This is a genomic window from Streptomyces sp. MS191 (assembly GCF_008042125.1).
Lineage (GTDB): Bacteria > Actinomycetota > Actinomycetes > Streptomycetales > Streptomycetaceae > Streptomyces.
In genome coordinates, this window is record NZ_RDBI01000064.1 from 36,061 (window position 1) to 52,802 (window position 16,742).

The 16,742-nt window shown below is 72.6% G+C and carries 17 protein-coding genes; 9 read left to right on the forward strand and 8 right to left on the reverse strand.

Going from position 1 to position 16,742, the window contains the following annotated elements; all coding sequences use genetic code 11:
* Positions 1 to 73: 73 nt before the first annotated feature.
* Complete coding sequence (locus EAO71_RS26725) at positions 74 to 520, reverse strand: MarR family transcriptional regulator (protein WP_147980376.1); 447 nt, start codon at positions 518 to 520, stop codon at positions 74 to 76.
* Between the two features lie 117 nt (positions 521 to 637).
* Between EAO71_RS26725 and EAO71_RS26730 the strand changes: the two genes are divergently transcribed.
* From EAO71_RS26730 to EAO71_RS26755, 3 genes are all read left to right on the forward strand, one after another.
* Positions 638 to 1,363 (forward strand): alpha/beta fold hydrolase, encoded by a 726-nt coding sequence (locus EAO71_RS26730; RefSeq protein ID WP_147980377.1) that lies wholly within the window; start codon positions 638 to 640, stop codon positions 1,361 to 1,363.
* A gap of 681 nt (positions 1,364 to 2,044) precedes the next feature.
* Positions 2,045 to 2,911, forward strand: coding sequence for an SDR family NAD(P)-dependent oxidoreductase (locus EAO71_RS26750; RefSeq protein WP_147980378.1), 867 nt, complete (start codon positions 2,045 to 2,047; stop codon positions 2,909 to 2,911).
* A 78-nt stretch (positions 2,912 to 2,989) separates the two neighbouring features.
* A complete protein-coding gene (locus EAO71_RS26755; protein WP_315986616.1) occupies positions 2,990 to 3,346 on the forward strand; it encodes a MarR family winged helix-turn-helix transcriptional regulator in 357 nt (118 codons plus the stop codon).
* Positions 3,347 to 3,501: 155 nt separating this feature from the next.
* Here EAO71_RS26755 and EAO71_RS26760 read toward each other — a convergent pair whose 3' ends face one another.
* Complete coding sequence (locus EAO71_RS26760) at positions 3,502 to 4,134, reverse strand: TetR/AcrR family transcriptional regulator (protein WP_147980380.1); 633 nt, start codon at positions 4,132 to 4,134, stop codon at positions 3,502 to 3,504.
* Between the two features lie 62 nt (positions 4,135 to 4,196).
* Here EAO71_RS26760 and EAO71_RS26765 point away from each other — a divergent pair, with 62 nt between their 5' ends.
* Both EAO71_RS26765 and EAO71_RS26770 read left to right on the forward strand, forming a co-directional pair.
* The gene (locus tag EAO71_RS26765) at positions 4,197 to 5,801 is read left to right on the forward strand and encodes an FAD-binding oxidoreductase (RefSeq protein WP_147980381.1); all 1,605 of its coding nucleotides are present in this window, start codon (positions 4,197 to 4,199) and stop codon (positions 5,799 to 5,801) included.
* Between the two features lie 168 nt (positions 5,802 to 5,969).
* A complete protein-coding gene (locus EAO71_RS26770; protein ID WP_147980382.1) occupies positions 5,970 to 7,007 on the forward strand; it encodes an alpha/beta fold hydrolase in 1,038 nt (345 codons plus the stop codon).
* A 139-nt stretch (positions 7,008 to 7,146) separates the two neighbouring features.
* Here EAO71_RS26770 and EAO71_RS26775 read toward each other — a convergent pair whose 3' ends face one another.
* Entirely contained in the window at positions 7,147 to 7,854 is a 708-nt protein-coding gene (locus EAO71_RS26775; protein ID WP_147980383.1) for a hypothetical protein, read from the reverse strand.
* Complete coding sequence (locus tag EAO71_RS26780; protein WP_147980384.1) at positions 7,854 to 8,480, reverse strand: hypothetical protein; 627 nt, start codon at positions 8,478 to 8,480, stop codon at positions 7,854 to 7,856. Before EAO71_RS26780 ends, EAO71_RS26775 begins: the two co-directional genes overlap by 1 nt.
* A 350-nt stretch (positions 8,481 to 8,830) precedes the next feature.
* Here EAO71_RS26780 and EAO71_RS26785 point away from each other — a divergent pair, with 350 nt between their 5' ends.
* Positions 8,831 to 10,249 carry a lamin tail domain-containing protein gene (locus EAO71_RS26785; protein ID WP_147980385.1) on the forward strand — a complete coding sequence of 473 codons (1,419 nt, stop codon included), beginning with the start codon at positions 8,831 to 8,833 and terminating at the stop codon, positions 10,247 to 10,249.
* A 212-nt stretch (positions 10,250 to 10,461) separates the two neighbouring features.
* Positions 10,462 to 10,881, forward strand: a complete 420-nt coding sequence (locus EAO71_RS26790; protein ID WP_147980386.1) for a VOC family protein — start codon at positions 10,462 to 10,464, stop codon at positions 10,879 to 10,881.
* Positions 10,882 to 10,982: 101 nt separating this feature from the next.
* On the opposite strand, the gene EAO71_RS26795 is transcribed toward EAO71_RS26790, so the two are convergent.
* Positions 10,983 to 11,783: a DUF4397 domain-containing protein gene (locus tag EAO71_RS26795; protein ID WP_147980387.1), complete on the reverse strand. Its 801-nt coding sequence runs from the start codon at positions 11,781 to 11,783 to the stop codon at positions 10,983 to 10,985.
* A 367-nt stretch (positions 11,784 to 12,150) separates the two neighbouring features.
* Here EAO71_RS26795 and EAO71_RS26800 point away from each other — a divergent pair, with 367 nt between their 5' ends.
* Positions 12,151 to 12,819: a DUF4389 domain-containing protein gene (locus EAO71_RS26800; RefSeq protein ID WP_261992374.1), complete on the forward strand. Its 669-nt coding sequence runs from the start codon at positions 12,151 to 12,153 to the stop codon at positions 12,817 to 12,819.
* 40 nt (positions 12,820 to 12,859) lie between these two features.
* On the opposite strand, the gene EAO71_RS26805 is transcribed toward EAO71_RS26800, so the two are convergent.
* Positions 12,860 to 13,441 (reverse strand): hypothetical protein, encoded by a 582-nt coding sequence (locus EAO71_RS26805; protein ID WP_147980389.1) that lies wholly within the window; start codon positions 13,439 to 13,441, stop codon positions 12,860 to 12,862.
* Between the two features lie 206 nt (positions 13,442 to 13,647).
* On the opposite strand from EAO71_RS26805, the gene EAO71_RS37915 reads away from it, so the two are divergent.
* Complete coding sequence (locus tag EAO71_RS37915) at positions 13,648 to 13,815, forward strand: hypothetical protein (protein WP_187282844.1); 168 nt, start codon at positions 13,648 to 13,650, stop codon at positions 13,813 to 13,815.
* A gap of 79 nt (positions 13,816 to 13,894) precedes the next feature.
* Here EAO71_RS37915 and EAO71_RS26810 read toward each other — a convergent pair whose 3' ends face one another.
* The gene (locus EAO71_RS26810; RefSeq protein WP_147980390.1) at positions 13,895 to 14,959 is read right to left on the reverse strand and encodes a hypothetical protein; all 1,065 of its coding nucleotides are present in this window, start codon (positions 14,957 to 14,959) and stop codon (positions 13,895 to 13,897) included.
* A gap of 28 nt (positions 14,960 to 14,987) precedes the next feature.
* A complete protein-coding gene (locus tag EAO71_RS26815; protein ID WP_147980391.1) occupies positions 14,988 to 16,565 on the reverse strand; it encodes a transglutaminase domain-containing protein in 1,578 nt (525 codons plus the stop codon).
* Positions 16,566 to 16,742: the final 177 nt, after the last annotated feature.

The window sequence follows — 16,742 nt, forward strand, 5'->3', positions numbered from 1 at the left end:
CACTCCTCGGACCGCCCGGACAGGACCTGACCGGCGCCGGGGGGTGCGCACCGTCGGCTGCGGCCCGTTCGCGCTAGGCCCGTCCGCGGGGTGCCAGGTGGCGGGCGAGGACGTCCAGGGCGCCTTGGACCTCGGCCAGCGCGGCCGGATCGGTGCCGGCCAGGGCCGCGGTGAGCGCCGCCGTGGTGTCGGCGGCGCGGACCGCGGCGACCCGGTCGGAGACCCGCGAGGCAGGGCGTACCAGCGTGCGCCGCCGGTCGGCGGGGTCGGCGGCGCTCTCGATCGCACCGGCCTCCCGGAGCCGTGCGACCGCCGTCGAGACGCGGCTCTGCGGCAGCCCCGTACGCGCCACGATCTCGCCGACGCTGGTCTCGCCGTTCGCCGCGATGTCACTGGCGACGACCAACGTGAGCCGGGCGCCCCCGTCACGCCCTGCGCCTTCGCCGGGCGCCGCGGGAATGGCCTCCTCGCCGATCTTCATCAGCGTGCGGCCCAGCAGGAACAACTCGACTCCGTCCATGACGTCACTATATCCAATTCGATGCATCCACTTGTATACATCCAGATGGATGGATACCGTGGTGCGCACGACGCGGACCGGACGGCCGGGCCGCGCGCCGAGGGAGGGAACACGGCCATGACGCCGACTTCGACCGAGGGACGGCTCGCCGTCGACGGTGCGAGCCTGCACTACCAGGTGCGCGGCACCGGACCGCTCCTGCTCGTCTCCCAGAGCGGCGAGGGCGACGCGGACCGCGGCGGCGATCTCGTCGAACACCTCCGCGACACGTACACCGTGGTCACCTACGACCGGCGCGGTCTGTCCCGCAGCCGCCCGGACGACCCCTCCCGCGGCGCCACCCTCACCGAGCACGCCTCCGACGTGCACCGCGTCCTCGCCGAACTCACCGACCGGCCGGCGCTGATGCTGGGATGCAGTCTCGGAGCGTCCATCGGTCTGCACGTCGCTCTCGCCCACCCGGGCACGATCAGCACCCTGATCGCCCACGAGCCGGTCACCCCGCGCCTGCTGCCCCCGGCCGACCGGACGCGGCACGAACGCGAACTCGCCGGACTCCAGGACCTGTACCGACGCGAGGGCCTCACCGGAGTCCTGCCCGAGGTCGCCCGCGTCCTGGGCATCGACCCCCACCACCGGGACACCGAGCCGGACCTGACCCCGGAGCCGTTCGACGACCGGCGGCGGGCGAACTTCGCGTACTTCATCGAGCACGACTTCACCGCGATCATCCGCGACACGCTCGACGTCGGCGCGTTGGCCCGGCCGTCCGGTCCGCGTCGTGCGCACCACGGTATCCATCCATCTGGATGTATACAAGTGGATGCATCGAATTGGATATAGTGACGTCATGGACGGAGTCGAGTTGTTCCTGCTGGGCCGCACGCTGATGAAGATCGGCGAGGAGGCCATTCCCGCGGCGCCCGGCGAAGGCGCTCGGCGGTTCGGCGGTTCGGCGGTTCGGCGGTTCGGCGGTTCGGCGGTTCGGCGGTTCGGCGGTTCGGCGGTTCGGCGGTTCGGCGGTTCGGCGGCGGAGGGTGCCGGCGGCCCTGGCGGTACGGCGCGGGCCACCGGTCATCCGCCGAGGGTGTTCACCAGGATGATGGCGACGAGGTCCGCGAGGATCACGGCGATGACGCCACCGATCATGAACCAGGCTCTGCGTGATTCGTCCATGAGCGCACGTCGCCTCCCGACTCGGGGTACCGCGCGGGTCCGGCGGATCCGGATGCCGCGCCGTCGGCCTCCGACCATGATGGACCGGTTCGGGGCTGGAGGCCAGCCACAGCATGACCTCGAACCACGACACGGGAAGGTTGTGGGCCTTCACGAGGGCGCGGTCGACGCGGTCGGTCATCACGGTGCCGGCCCAGACCAGCCCGTAGAACGCGTAGTCGGCCGTGGGCATCTCGGCCTCGGTGAGCTTCTTCGCCATGTCGGCAGTCTAGAGGTTGCGTGCACACGCACATAAACGTATGGTGTGTGTACACGCACATAAATTACGTTCCGTGAAAGGCACCCCTCATGTCGACCCTTCCCGTCACCTCCGCCGCCGAGCCCCGCACCGTCCTGATCACCGGCACCTCCTCAGGTATCGGCCTCGCCGCAGCCGTCGCCGCGGCGCAGGCAGGCTGGCGGACGATCGCCACCCTGCGTGACACCGGCCGGGCCGACGCGCTGCGCAAGGCCGCCGCCGAGGCGGGCGTCGCACTCGACATCCGGCAGCTCGACGTCGTCGACCCGGACTCCGTCGCCGCCGCCGTGGAAGGTGTGATCGCCGACTACGGGCGCCTGGACGCGGTCGTGAACAACGCCGGCGCCGGGCACGTCGGCACGCTTGAGCTCGAGTCGGTCGACGACGTCCGCGAGGTCATGGAGGTCAACTTCTTCGGCGTCGTGAACGTCTCGAAGGCCGCGCTGCCGCACCTGCGGGCCGGCGGAGGCCGTCTCGTCACCGTCACCAGCGTCGGGGGCGTCGTCGGCCAGCCCTTCAACGAGGCGTACTGCGCCGCGAAGTTCGCCGTCGAGGGGTACATGGAGAGCCTGGCCCCCGTCGCGGGAGCAGTCGGGGTCCGCGTGTCCGTCGTCGAGCCGGGCGCCGTGGCGACGGAGTTCGTCAACAACATCGGGCTCGACGTGGAGGCCCGCCTCGCGGCGGCCGGCCCGTACGCGGACGCGATGCGCCACTACATCGACCGCACGGTGGGCAGCTTCCTCGACGGCGCCCAGACCCCGGCCGGCGCGGCCGAGGCGGTCATGGAGGCGCTCGACGCCGAGACCCCGGCCTTCCGCATCCAGACCTCGCCGTGGGCTCGCGAGTTCACCGGCGTCAAGCTGGCGGACCAGGACGGCTCGGCGGTCGTCGGCATGACCGGCACCTGGGTTGCCTGACCGCGTGGCCTGACCGCGTGACGGGTCCCGCGTGCGGACCGCGTCGACCGCGCCCTCGTGAAGGCCCACAACCTTCCCGTGTCGTGGTTCGAGGTCATGCTGTGGCTGGCCTCCAGCCCCGAACCGGTCCCCGCGTCCGTCCTGGGCAACAGCACCCTGCTCAGCCGCAGCCAGGTCTCCCGGGTCGTCGACGCCCTGCAGACCCGCGGACTGGTGACCCGCACCCCGTCGGCACGCGACGCCCGGTCCGTGGAGGTCTCCCTGACGGAGGAGGGGCGCCGCGCCTTCGCCGAGGCCGACGCCACGCGGCGCGAGGCGCTCGGCCCCGTGTTCACCGAGCTCCTCGACGAGAAGGACCTCGAAGCGCTGGCAGCCGTCTGGCGCAAGCTCAAGGCCGGGACGACCGGGAGTCCCGAGACGTCCGACAGGTCCTAGAACGAGACGTCGGCCAGGACCTGGAAGACGCCGCTCGCCCATCCGGCTGATCGACGAGCCCCGCGGGGTCCACACGCCGGCCTGGCCACGCCGAGCGACCGGCCGCGAGGGCGGGCCGGCGCAGGCCCGTGACGAGCCGCGAGCAGCGAGGGACGTCAGTCCGACCGGCCTTCGGGGGCGAGGGCGGCAGCCGCCGCGAAGAGGCGCGCGCAGCGCTGCGTCATGGCCTCGGGCGTCTGCTCCGGGTGCTTCACCCACCAGCGGACGAGGGTGGCCACCAGGTCCCGCCAGACGTACTTGAGCGCGTCGGCGTCCAGCGGGTCGCCGGACCCGGCCCCGCGGAGCAGTTCGGCGGTGCCCCCGGCGGCGAGGTCGTCGATGGCCGACCGGTAGACCGCTGCCCGGCGGGCCGCCTCACCTCCGGGCGGCAGCGTGGTGTCGTACAGCACGAACCACGCCTCCCGCCTCCCTTCCAGGGCGGTGAAGATGCCGTGGAGGACGCGCAGCGGCGTGTGCCCCGTGGTCCCGCCGGGCCCCATGGCCGCGCGGATGGCCTCCAGGAGGCGGTCCCCCACGGGTTCCAGGCAGGCGACGTACAGCTCCTCCTTGGTGCCGCAGTACTGGTGCAGCAGGGTCTTCGTGACCCCGACCCGGGCGGCGATCCCGGGGAGGGAGGCGGCCGCGTAGCCCCGGCTGCCGAACTCCTCCGTCGCGGCCTCCAGCATCTGCCGCCGGCGGTGCTCCCGCGGGACTCCCTTGGTGCCGGCTTTCGAAGGTGGGGTTGCCATGGACGGATATTATCAGTAGGTAATTTACCCACAGGTAAATTACTGCGATCCCTGGAGCGCCCATGTCCGGCACCATCCCGCAGCCGTCCGGTTCCCGCACCCGCTCCTGGTGGGGGTGGGGCTGGACGGACGCGCATCCCGACGACGCGGAGTGCGTCGCGATAGGCGCTCTGCTGCCCGGCACCCTGAGCCGCCCGCTTCCCGTGCCCCGGGTCCGCGACCTCGGCATCGCCGACCCCGCCGTGACACCCCCGCGGAGCCTGGCCACGCTGGTGTCGGCGGACCCCGGGGACCGGGCCGCCCACGCCATGGGGAAGGCCTACCGGGACGTCGTACGCGCCCTGCGCGGCCGTCCCGGCCGCGTGCCCGATCTCGTCGCCCGGCCCACGGACGAGGCGGGCGTCGCCGACCTGCTGGACTGGGCCGGCGACCGGCGAATCGCCGTCATCCCCTACGGCGGCGGCTCCTCGGTGACGGGCGGCGTGGAGTACCGCGGTGACACCCACCAAGCGGTGCTCTCGCTCGACCTCACCGCCATGTGCCGGGTCATGGAGGTCGACGCCGAGAGCCGCTCCGCCCGCATCCAGGCGGGCGCTCTCGGCCCGAGCCTGGAGAACCAGCTGCGACCGCACGGTCTGACCCTGCGGCACTTCCCCCAGAGCTTCGAGTTCTCCACCCTGGGCGGCTGGCTCGCCACTCGGGCCGGTGGCCACTACGCCACCGGCCGCACCCACATCGACGACTTCGTGCAGTCGATGCGCGTCGTCACACCCGCCGGCACCAGCGCCTCGTGGCGGCTGCCGGCCTCGGGGGCGGGCCCCTCTCCCGACCGCCTGTTCCTGGGCTCCGAAGGGGCACTCGGGGTCATCACCGAGGCATGGGTCCGCCTGCAGGAACGCCCGACGCACAAGGCGTCGGCCGCCGTCGCCTTCGCCGACCTCCACGACGCGCTCCGGGCGGTGCGCGCGCTCGCGCAGTCCGACCTGTCCCCCGCCAACTGCCGCCTGCTGGACGCGGGCGAGGCCGCCCTGTCGGGCGCGGCTCAGGACGGCTCCGCCGTGCTGGTCCTGGGGTTCGAGTCGGCGGACGAGCCGGTGACCGGCCGACTGGAGCGGGCCGTCGACCTCGCCCGCTCGCACGGCGGCCGACCCGAAGGCACGTCCGGCCAGGGCGGCGGGGGCGACGACACGGCCGTGGGCGCCTGGCGCTCGGCCTTCCTGCGGATGCCCTACCTCCGCGACGGGCTGGCCCGGATGGGCGCCGTGGCGGAGACCTTCGAGACGGCCGCCACCTGGGACCGGATCCCGGGCCTGATCGACGCGGTGCGGACCGAGGTCTCCGAGGCCGCGCTCAAGGCCACCGGGCACCCTGCGATGGTCAACTGCCGCCTGACGCATGTCTACCCGGACGGCGCGGCTCCCTACTTCACCGTTCTCGCCGCGGGCCGCCCCGGCGACGAGGTCGCCGTCTGGGACGACCTGAAGGCGGTCGCGAACGAGGTCCTGCACCGGCACCGGGCGACCATCACCCACCACCACGCCGTCGGCCGGGACCACCGCCCGGGCTACGACCGCCAGCGCCCCGAGCCGTTCGCCCTGGCGCTGCGGGCGGCGAAGACCGCGCTCGACCCGCGAGGGATCCTCAACCCCGGGGTGCTGGTGGACTGACGAGCTCCACGGCGGGGCGGGAGCGGGAGGAGCGCGGGCAGCGGCGGCGTGGCGCCGGTCGGCGGGGAGCCCGTGTCGTCGACTCGCTCCTCGCGTTATAGATCACGAACATCCCTTTTGCGTATGGCTTGTTCCCGCCTTCCGCCCGCACTCGTCCGGAGGTCCGTCATGACGGCCGAACACCCCAGCAACGCGCAGGGCGGAGCCGCCTTCCCAGCCGCCGAGCCGTCACCGTCCCTGCCCACGGAGCGCGTTCTGGACCTGGCGGGATTCCGGTACGTGTGCCGCACCGCGCCGAGTCGGCGTCCCGGCGCCGAAACCCTGCTGGTCCTGGGCGGGTTACTGCAGGACCGCTGCTCGTGGCTGCGGCACGAGCAGCGGCTGACCGAGGTCTGCTCGGTCGTCACCGTCGACCTGCCCGGGTACGGCACCGCCGACTTCCTCCCGGCCTCCTACGGCACCGAGTTCCTCGCCCGGGCCGTACGGCACCTGGTGACCGAACTCGGCCTCCCGCGCGTGAACCTGATGGGCGCCTGCTTCGGTGGCAGCGTGGCGCTCCGATTCGCCGAGGAATCGCCCGAGTTGGTCGAGCGCATGATGCTGGTGGGCGTGGCGACGCATCTGCCGGAACCGCACGTCGCCGCGATGCCGCGCTGGGACGCGATGCTGCACCGCGGACAGATGGACCTTCTCGCCCGGGAACTGACCGACGTCTTCATGCCGCCCTCCGGCGCGTCCACGGTCCGGCGCCACCACGTCATCTCCCGCCTGCTGTACCAGCAGATCTCGGGTCAGGACCCGCAACAGCTGCACAGGTCCGCGGAGCACATCACCCGGCTGATGCGGCACGCGTGGTACGCGCCCCGTGGCGGCGCGACGTGCCCCGTCCTCGTCGCCACAGGCGAACACGACACCCTCACCACTCCCGCCATGGGACGCTCGGTCGCCTCCCGCATGCCCACCGGCCGCTTCCTGACCATCCGGGCGGCGGATCACCTCGCCCCGCTCGAACGCGTCGCCGACTTCGCCGACCTCATGGTCCGCTTCTGCACGGACGCCCCGCTCGACGACCTGCCCTACGCCTCCGCCGTGGAGCACCCATTCGCCCCGGGCGGGGTCCTTCCGCAGCAGGCCGCCGCCCGGGGGCGCACCGGGCACGCGCGGGGCGCGCTCCTGGCACGCCCCGCCGTGGGCGGCGCCGTCTGAGGGGCGCTCCCCCGACCACCCCTGCCCACGTGCGGGGAAGAACGCCCGGCACGTCGAACCGAGCACGGCCGAGGCCCCCGTGGTCTTCCACGGGGGCCTCTGTCTCCGTCGGCCGGCCGACGGGCCGGACACGCCGGTGTCATGCGCCGAGCAGGCGTTCCGTCACCTCGCGGTAGGTCCGCAGGGTGAGCCGGAGCTGTTCGGTGTCGGCACCCCGGTCCCGTGCGTCGCCGCCCTGCTGCCAGCCCGCCCGCAACGCGGTGCGGCGGTCCTTGAGGGAGGCGATGAGCTGCTCCTCCGTCTCGTCGAGGACGTCGGCCGCCTTGGCGACCGCGTCGCGGGGCGAGTCGACGAAACCGGCGAGCGCGTGGTGCAGGCGCTGACCGAGACGCTCACGGTCACGGTCGCCCAGCAGGGCACCCGCGGGGCCGGTCCCCTCGAGGTCGGCCGTGGGGCCGGTGCCTGCCGCGTGGTGGTCACCGCGGCCCTCGCCCGGCGCCACGCGGCCGGGCTCGGGGGCCTGGCCTTCGGGTGCCGGCCGGTCCGTCGCGGTCCGTCCGCGCGGCGCGGCGGGGGTCTCGGCGGGAGTCTCCTTGCGGCTCCCCCCGTTCCTGCCCGTGGCGCTGGGGGCGTCGGACGGTGCGGCGGACTGGGGCGACTTCGACAGCGGAGACGCCGGGGTGCCGGCGGCCGGCGGCGTGACCGGCGGTGCGGGCGGCGGCACGGAGGGAGCCGGCGGCGCCGTACGGCCGGCGCGCTGGGCCGGTACTGCGGGGATCGCGGGATCGTTGTCCGATCCGCCCTCGGTCCGGCCTTCCGTCCACTGGTCCCGGTTCTCGCGTGCCATCACGCACCACTTCCCTTCGGCTTGAGCAGGTGTCCACGCCGGTGCCCGGACGTCCCGTGCGGTCGGGCCGTGGCGACGGTCGCCGACTCGGCCGTGGTCAGGTGGTCGAACAGGGCCCGGGCGTGCACCAGGGCCTCGCGCAGTTCCTCGGTCGACGCGGACTCGGAATCCGCGCCGCGACGGGCCGTTCGCAGCCCCTCCACCTGGCGCGGGTGGTGCACCGACAGCGCGTCGAGCTGCTCCTCGGGCCGGTCGGCGTCCGGGAAGCCCCGGGTCGCCGCGACGCGTCCGATGAGGGCTCCGGCGTCGGCGACGGCCTGTCGCGGCGCGTCGACGAAACGTTCCTGGAGCGTGGTCCACTGAGCGGTGTACTGCTCACGGACGGCGGGCTCCAGCGGCAGCGGCTTGAGATGGCCGTACCGCTCGGTCCGCTCGCGCAGGTCCCGGTCGGCGGCCTCGCCGTCTCCGCCGTGCCGTGCGAGAGTGCGGTCGTACTCGGGGCCGAAACGCCGCTTGAGGGAGCGCGTGCCGCCGCTCGGGCCCATCCGGGCCCGGAGCAGGACTCCGGCCGCCAGCAGCACCACGAGCACCGCCGCGATGATGAGAACTGTGGTCAGGATCGACATGGCCGCCTTCCTGGATCGTGACTCCTGGCTGTCTGTCCGCTACTGCTTGACGAGCGCTCGACGGTTCGGCTTGCCTGTTTTCCCGGGACCAAACCCGAAGGTCTCGGACCTCGCCCGCTCGGCGGAGTGTTCCGGCCGCCGGGAACGACGGGTGCCGGACGCGGCGCGGCTGCCCGGGACCACGGGTGCCGGAGGCGCCGCGGCTGCCGCGCGGCGGGTGGGGCGCGGGTCGTCCACGCACAGTTGGGCCACCGTTCACGGCACACCCACCCACCGGAGGGCGGCCGTTCGGCCCGTACGGCGAATCTCGTGCCGCCCAGCAGCACTACGACCCCGGGACGGACACCATCGTGACGGACTCACGCGCGCGCCGACGGCGCCGCAGCATCACCCTCCTCCTCGTCGCGGGACCGGCGCTGGCCGCCGSCGCCCMCACCGCCGCCCCGGCCCACGCGGCGCCGGCCGACGACATCCGGGTCAACGAGGTGGTGACGACCGGGTCCGTCGAGGACTCGATCGAGCTGTACAACAAGGGGACCACCACCGTCGATCTCTCGGGCTGGATCCTCAAGGACGACAACAACGGCTCCAAGTACAAGATCGGCTCCGGCACCACGCTCGCTCCCGGCGCGTTCCGCGCCTTCGACGTCCACGGTTCCTTCGGCCTGCGTTCCAGCGACAAGGCGCGGCTGTACCTGGCGGACGGCAGCACGCTGGTCGACACCTTCACCTGGAGCGCGCACTCCGCCCCGTCGTGGTCGCGCTGCCCCGACGGAACGGGCGCGTTCGAGGCGGCGGCGCTGACGCTCGGCGCCGCGAACGACTGCGGCACCGGCGGCGGGGGCACCACCCCGGTGGCCTGGCCGGGCAGTGGCACGGTGGCCACCGCCGACGCGTCGAACGTCTTCGGCCAGGACCTCAGCGGCCTCTTCCAGGAGGGCGGGGCGATGTGGGCCGCGCAGAACTCCGGCAAGCTGTGGCGTCTCGTCCCCGACGGCTCGGGCGGCTGGACGCCCGACACCGCGAACAGCTGGTCGTCCGGCAAGACGCTGCGCTTCCCCGGCGGTTCCGGCGCGCCCGACAGCGAGGGAGTCACGCTCACCGGCGCCGGGTCCGCGGGCGGGGTCTTCGTCTCCAGCGAGCGCAACGGCGACGCGTCCGGCACCAGCCGCCTGTCCGTCCTCAGGTACGACGCGACCGTGTCCGGCTCGACGCTGACCGCAACCAAGGAGTGGAACCTGACCTCCGACCTGCCGTCGGTGGGCTCCAACCTCGGCCTCGAGGGCATCACATGGGTCCCCGACGCCTACCTGACCGGGGCCGGTCTCAAGGACGCCTCGACCGGCGCGGCCTACGACCCCGCGCGCTACGGGGCCCACACCGGCGGGGTGTTCTTCGTCGGGGTGGAGGGGACGGGCGCGATCCACGGCTACGTCCTGCAGGACTCGGGCACCGCGACCCGCGTGGCCACGATCGCCGGCGGTACGGCGGGCGTCATGGAACTCCAGTGGGAGCCGCAGGCCTCGCGCCTGTGGGCCGTCTGCGACGACACCTGCGACGGCCGTCACCGGACGCTGCAGGTCGACGCCTCGGGAGCCTTCGTCACCACCGCCGTGTACGACCGCCCGAGCGGCATGTCCGACCTCAACAACGAGGGCTTCTCGCTGGCGGGCGCCGGTGAGTGCGTCGGGGGGACCAAGCCGGTCTACTGGTCCGACGACGGCAACACGGGCGGCCACGCCCTGCGCAGGGGCTCCGTGACCTGCTGACGCGTCGGGAGCGGGGGCGGGGCGGCCGGGGGGCCGTGCTGCCCCGCTCCGAACGCGCCCGGRCGYCCGGGCGCCGGCCCTCGCATCCGAAGTCCCGACCGGCGGTGAATCACAGGTGTCCGGCCGGTGGGTACCGAGCCAGCCCGGCCCGGTGGCCCCGGCCGTGATCTTTCTGCCTTCTCTCACTGCATCCCAGGGCGGAGGACGAGACGATGAGCAGCCCCGAAGAGGAATACGGCGCAACAGCCGACCTCCACGCCTACCTCGGGTACGAGGACGTCGCGGCCGCCCTGGACTGGCTCGCCGCTGTCGGATTCCGGCTGGTGGCCCGGCGGGACTCGGCCGATGGCGAGATGGTCCACGGCGAGGTACGCCTCGGATCGGTGGTCCTCATGATCACCGGCGACGAGGTCGGCCACGGCAGGCCGGCGCTGTTGGGCAGCAGCACGGGCGGCGGGCTCTATCTGTGCCTGCCGACGTCGGCGGCCGTCGACCAGTGGTTCTTCCGCGCGGTGGCCGCCGGAGGCACCCCGGTGATCGAGCCGGAGGAGACCGCGTGGGGCGCGCGACGCGCCAGGGTCCTCGACCCCGAGGGCCACGAGTGGAGCGCCGGCACGTACCGGCCTGGATAGCGGCGCCGGCCGTGCCGCCCGTCCCGGCGGCGAGGCCCTTGGTCCGAGGCCGGAACCCCGCGGGGTTCCGGCCTCGGACCAAGGGCCTCGGACGACGGTGCTCAGCTCCGCCGGGTCGCGAGCGTCCCCGCCACGGCGAGGAGGCCCGCCCCGGCCGCGTAGGCGACCCACGCGTTCGCGTCGTTGACGCCCGGCACCAGGCCGGACTGCATGGACGACGGTGACGGGCCGGCGCCGTCGAGGGTCTGCACCTTCAGTGCGAGGTCCTTGTCCGCGGCGCTGCCCCAGGCGTAGACGACGTTGCTGGTGCCTTCCTTCAGGTCGAGGTCGGCCGGTCCGATCGCCACCGTGTTCGTGCCCGCGAGGACGACGTCCGCCGGCACCGTGCCGGCGTCGACGACGGCCGAGTTCTGGTTCGGGTTCGTCAGGTCCTCGAACACGGGCTGCCCGCCGGCCCGTACGTCGACGGCGGGTGCGGCGGCGACGTGGCGCACGGTGAGCCGGGCCTTGCCGTCGGGCACCTTCGACACGTCGTTGACGAAGGCGTCGAGCCGCGGTTCGCCGTCGGCCGAGAGGTGGGCCACGACCGTGGCGTTCGCGCCGGCCGGCACGTCGACGGTCTTCTGGAGGGCAGGCGTGCCCTTCGGGTCGGCTCCGGCCTTGAAGACCTTCAGGTCGTACGAGCCGGCCGGCAGTGACTGCGGCTCGGTCAGTGTGCCGGGCTTGAAGTCGGGGAGGAGTTCGTCGCCGTTGGCGTACACGTCGACGTCGAGGCCGGGTACGGCGTGGAACACCGAGATCGTGGCCTTGTCGTCGTCGGCGGACGCCGGTACAGCCGCGCCGAGCGCCAGAGCGCAGGCGCCCAGGGAGGCGGCTATCACGACGGGGGTTCGGGTGTTCATGGCCGAGGGTCCCTTCCAGGCGGTTCACGCGTGCGGAGTCCCCTCCTGGTGTGCACTCCGTGCGAGTCGTTGAGTACCTGGTCTTCACCGGCCCCCGCGCCGACGGATGCATCGACCTCCTGCACCCGGCCCGCGAGCGGACCGCCGGCCGTGGAGCCGCGAGGTCGCCCTCCGGTCGTGCGGACCGTCACGGTCCGCGAGAGTTCGGGCACCCGGCGGAAGTGGGGCCAGCTCCGCGGGGCAGGGACGAGGGGTCCCGATCTGCGCCGGTGGGAGGTGCGGGGTGATCCTGGAGGAGGGCGCGCCGGCCGGGGGAGGGTCGTGGGCCGCGGCACGGCGCGGACGAGCGGCCGAGGGAGTGACGATCATGAACGAGCCCGCCCCGAGCCTTCCGGTCACGGTGACCGCCACGCTCGACTCACCGCTGTCGCGCTGGCTGTYGCTGGTCAAATGGCTCCTCGCCCTCCCCCACTGGCTGATCCTGATCTTCCTCTGGATCGCCTTCTTCCTCGTGACCGTGGTCGCCTTCTTCGCCATCCTGTTCACCGAGCGCTATCCCCGGTCGCTGTTCGACTTCAATCTCGGGGTGCTCCGCTGGTCCTGGCGGGTGTCGTACTACGCGTACGGCGCGCTCGGCACGGACCGCTATCCGCCCTTCAGCCTGGGTCCCGAGCCCGGGTATCCGGCGCGGCTGGACATCGCCTATCCGGAGCGGCTCTCCCGCTCGCTGGTCCTCGTCAAGTGGTGGCTGCTCGCCATCCCCCAGTACCTCGTGATCGCCTTCTTCACCGGCGGCATGCGCGCCGGCTGGTGGAGCGGCGGCCTGATCAGCCTCCTGACCCTCATCGCGGCCTTCGGCGTCGCCTTCACCGACCGGTACCCGCGCGATCTGTTCGCGCTGGTGATCGGCCTGAACCGGTGGGTTCTGCGGGTCGCCGCCTACGCGAGCCTGATGACCGACGCGTACCCGCCCTTCCGGCTCGACCAGGGCGGTGCGGAGCCCGCCCTGTCGTACCGGGCCCCGGGCGCACCGTGACGGGTCCGCCCGTCGCGGTATCGGTGCTCCCGGGTGGTGGTCAGCGCTCGTGGCCGGGGCGGCGGTGCGGGGTGCGCGGGGCGCGTCGTCGGCGCGGGCCGGTGTCGGGCGCGCCCTCGCCCGGGGCGCCGGCCGACGAGAAGCCGCCCGGGACACTCGGCCGCGCGGGGCCGGGGACCTGGGCGCCGGTGGGCTGATCCGGTGCGGCGGCGACCGGTCGGGGGCGTACGGACCGGGCGACGACGAGGGCGTGCGGAACCAGCGGCGCGCAGGCTTCGCAGACCTCCTCGACGCTCCAGACCTGTCCCACGCTCGGATCATGGCGCACGATCAGCACCACTCCGCCGGAGCAGCGCACCTTGAAGTCCGCGTGGGTCTCGCAATGGTCGGCACGGCAGCGGCAGGAGGCGTGGGGGCGGACGGTGGCGGCCTTGGCGTGGGCGGCCGCGTGCCGCGCGGCGAACGCGCGGAGCGCCGCGAGGTCGCGGGATCGGGCCGGCATCCTGCAGCCGGCGGTGGAGCAGGTGAGGGTCGCGGTCCGGTCCGCGTGGCCGGTGAGCCGGATCGTCCAGGCCCGGCCGGGGACGCGGTCGGTGGAGGATTCGCTGTAGGTGGTCGTCACTCGGTCGTCCGTTCACTGGTGCTCTTCGAGGGGTTCGGTCCACCATGCGCTGACTGCCCGTCATGTGGTCCACAGGGTTTCTCCCCGCTCGCGGGCGTTCCCAAGCCGTGTTGCGGCCTGTCGGGGAGGGTGTCCCGGGCGTCGGCCCGGAAAGGGCGCCGCCTACACTCGCTAGCCGTTGCCACCGACGGAGAAGGACCAGCACCGTGAACCTGCAGGACCGCGCCCACACAGCGCCCAGCGACGCCCCGATCTACGCAGGGCTCGTCGAGGAGCTGGGCGACATTCCGACCGAAGTGAGCCGGGCTGCCGAGCAGGTCCTGCGCGAGGCCGGCCAGGCCGTCGACTTCGGCCGGATGCGCGCCGCGATCTGACCGTGCCCCGCTCGTCCGCGAGGACGGCGGAAGCGACGCTGTCCCCCGGCCTCGTCCGGCGGGACACCGCCGCGCCCGTTCAGCTGCGGGGGCGGCCCATGACGATCGTGGCCGCGCTCAGGGCCCCGGAACCGAGCACGGCCAGGACGATGCGCAGCGTCAGTGACGCGTCCCCGCCGAGGATGGCCGGGGTGGCGACCAGGAACGCGCCCAGGGCGCTGATGGCGACCCGCGAGACGAGCCGTACGCGGGAGTGCTTGATGACGACCGGGAAGCGGACGGCCGCGACGGGTGTCGGACCCGCCTCCACGGGCCCGAGCCGGATGGTGACGTGGGTCAGGGCGTCGAACGACGACGCGTCGGGCTGGAGCCAGAACTCGGTGGAGTCGTAGCGCAGGGCGACGTCGTGGGACGCGTCCGAGGAGACGCGCAGGAAGCGGCCGTCCGTGTCGCAGGCCAGGGTGATCTTCGGCGCCTCGGTGTAGCGCTGGGCGTAGAAGCTGACGGGGAGCCGCGCGGGCTGCAGGTCGCCCAGACTGAGGCGGCCCTCCGGTTCGAAGGCGAAGGAGCCGGTGCCGGCGAGGTGGACGGGCTGGTCGACCCGCATGAAGTAGGCGTCCTCGAAGGTGGGGTGGAGCGCCAGGCGGCGGGCCACGCTGATCCACAGTTGCGCCTGGTCCCCGCCCGTCCGGATGGGGAAGGCCGGGAACTTGAGGACGGCGGGGTAGTAGGAACCGCCGTTGCCTTCCATGATCTTGTCGATGACCCTGCGGCTCTCCCCGCAGATCTCCGTCCGGGAGAGCGAGTAGTCGTCGAGGTCGACGTGGTCGGTGACGCGGAGCCTGAAGAGGAAGACCTCGGCCACGCACTCCGCGGCGACGATCTCGGCGACGCGGACGGGAAGCAGGAAGGCGTCGGCGGGTGAGGCCGCGTCGGCGATGAAACCGATGAGGGCGCGCTGCTGGAGGATGGTGCCGTTGGCGACCTTCTGCTGGAGCGACGGGGCCACGTACTGGGCCTCGTACCGGAACTGGAGTACGGCGCCGGGCGGGAGTGCCAGGGCGGCGAGGACGTCCTCGGCGTAGCGGCGCCGCAGGTTCGACGACAACAGCAGAACCTGCGGGCGCTCTTCTTGACCGCTCACGTCCCCCCCGGGTCCGATCGTGGAGCACTCAGGCGTGGTCGTACAGGTTCTCCATGCCCTCCTGGGCGCGCATGGACTCCTCGAGCCGCAAGTAGCGCGGCCAGACCCGGTCGCCGGGGAGGTCGTCGACCGTGAGTCGCGTGGCGGGCTCGTACCGGACGCCGGTGCGCGCGAGTTCGTCGTGGCGGCGGTAGATCACCTTCTCGTCGAAGCCGTCCGCCTGATCACACGTCAGGTCGACCACCTGGCGGGCGGCGTCGTTCGGCGAGCCGATCTCCAGCCAGCAGTGGTGGTCGACGGAGGAGATGCCGGGGTCGTCGAAGCTCAGCCGGCCGTAGCAGTACGTCGCCTCGATCCGGCGCTTCCGCAGCAGGCGGGCCAGCCACACGGAGCTGACGCCGCACTGCCCCTTGGAGGACAGGGGTTCCCGGGCATAGCTGGGGTGTGCGGTGGTGAGCGACCACGCCGCCTCCAGCCGGTGCCGGAATCGGCGGAGTTCGTCCGAGTCGAGTGGGTCGAGGTGGCCGGCAGGCGCGTCGCGGGGCGGCTCTGCCACGTCGTACAGGGTCGTCACTTTAAGGGTTTCTTTTCTCGATGTGCTGTCGGTGCCGAGCACCACCAGAAGGTTCCGATGGCTGGTCGTCCGCCGATCCGTACCGGGGTCCGACGTCGATCGGCGGCGCGTCACATAACCGCCGAACCGGTCGTAGGAATAGGCGACCGGCGCGGTCGCGAAGGGAACGAAATTGCTGGCGTGCAAAGCCGATCCGGTGAATCCCAAGAGGGGATTGAATGCCGTCACGATGAATTTGCACCCCATGGTCCGTACATGCCTCACGGCTTGACCGATGGTGAAGCTCATGAGGTTCCGCGCCGCACCCGACAAGCCTAGGGCACGGGTGAGGATGAGCAAGTTGCCCCGCTCGGCGGGAATTCCCTGGAGTTGCAGGGCGCGCAATGTTCCGGGCCGGTCGCACAGGGAGAACGCCAGATAGGTGACGGGGTGCGTCGCCCCCTGCAGGTAACAGCCGAGTTCCACGATCGTGTCGGCCCGGGGGCTCAGCATGTAATGCAGCTTCGACTGGTAGAGGAAGCCGGTACTCGGCGGGACGACCTCGAAGTTCACTCCGACGGAGGATCCGTCGGGACGTCGTACGGTGAACCCGCGTCGCGCCTCGCCACCGCCGAGCAACAGGGCGCTGTTGGCGAGGAGGTCGGCGTCCTCGGTGTAGGCGGCGATCCGGCTGCAGCGGGCGACGAGCCGGGGGCGCAACTCGTCGTAGACGAGCGGGGACGGCTGTCTCGATTCCAGGCGATCCCGTACGGAAGGGGCGTGCAGACGCAACTGGATGTCGAAGTCCCGCGAACTCATTCCGCATAACGCGGCATCTTCCGTGACCCGTTCCCGACAGGAGTCCGATAAATCGTCGATCAGCGGGTCACGCAGTTCCCGAACCAGCCCGGGCCACGAAAGGGAGGCATCGCAGGAACGCGATCCACGCGTCTGCCGCGGAATGGAGGCCGCGGGCACGTGAATACCGGACCCCGGTGTCGACGCGGGTAAGAGGGGTCCGGATTCGGCCGGTCCGAGGGCGGTTCTGGCCATCAGTCGTCTCCGCAGTCGGTCGGCTGCAAGACTGAACATCGTACGGCGATCCCCGACGGACTGTCAGCCGGATCGGAAGCCGGGCGACCGCGGCCGTCCGACGCCGGTCAGACGCGTTCCAGGGGGTGGTGCGGGAGCGGCGGGAGTTCGACCTCGACGGGGTCGTGCGGGCGAACC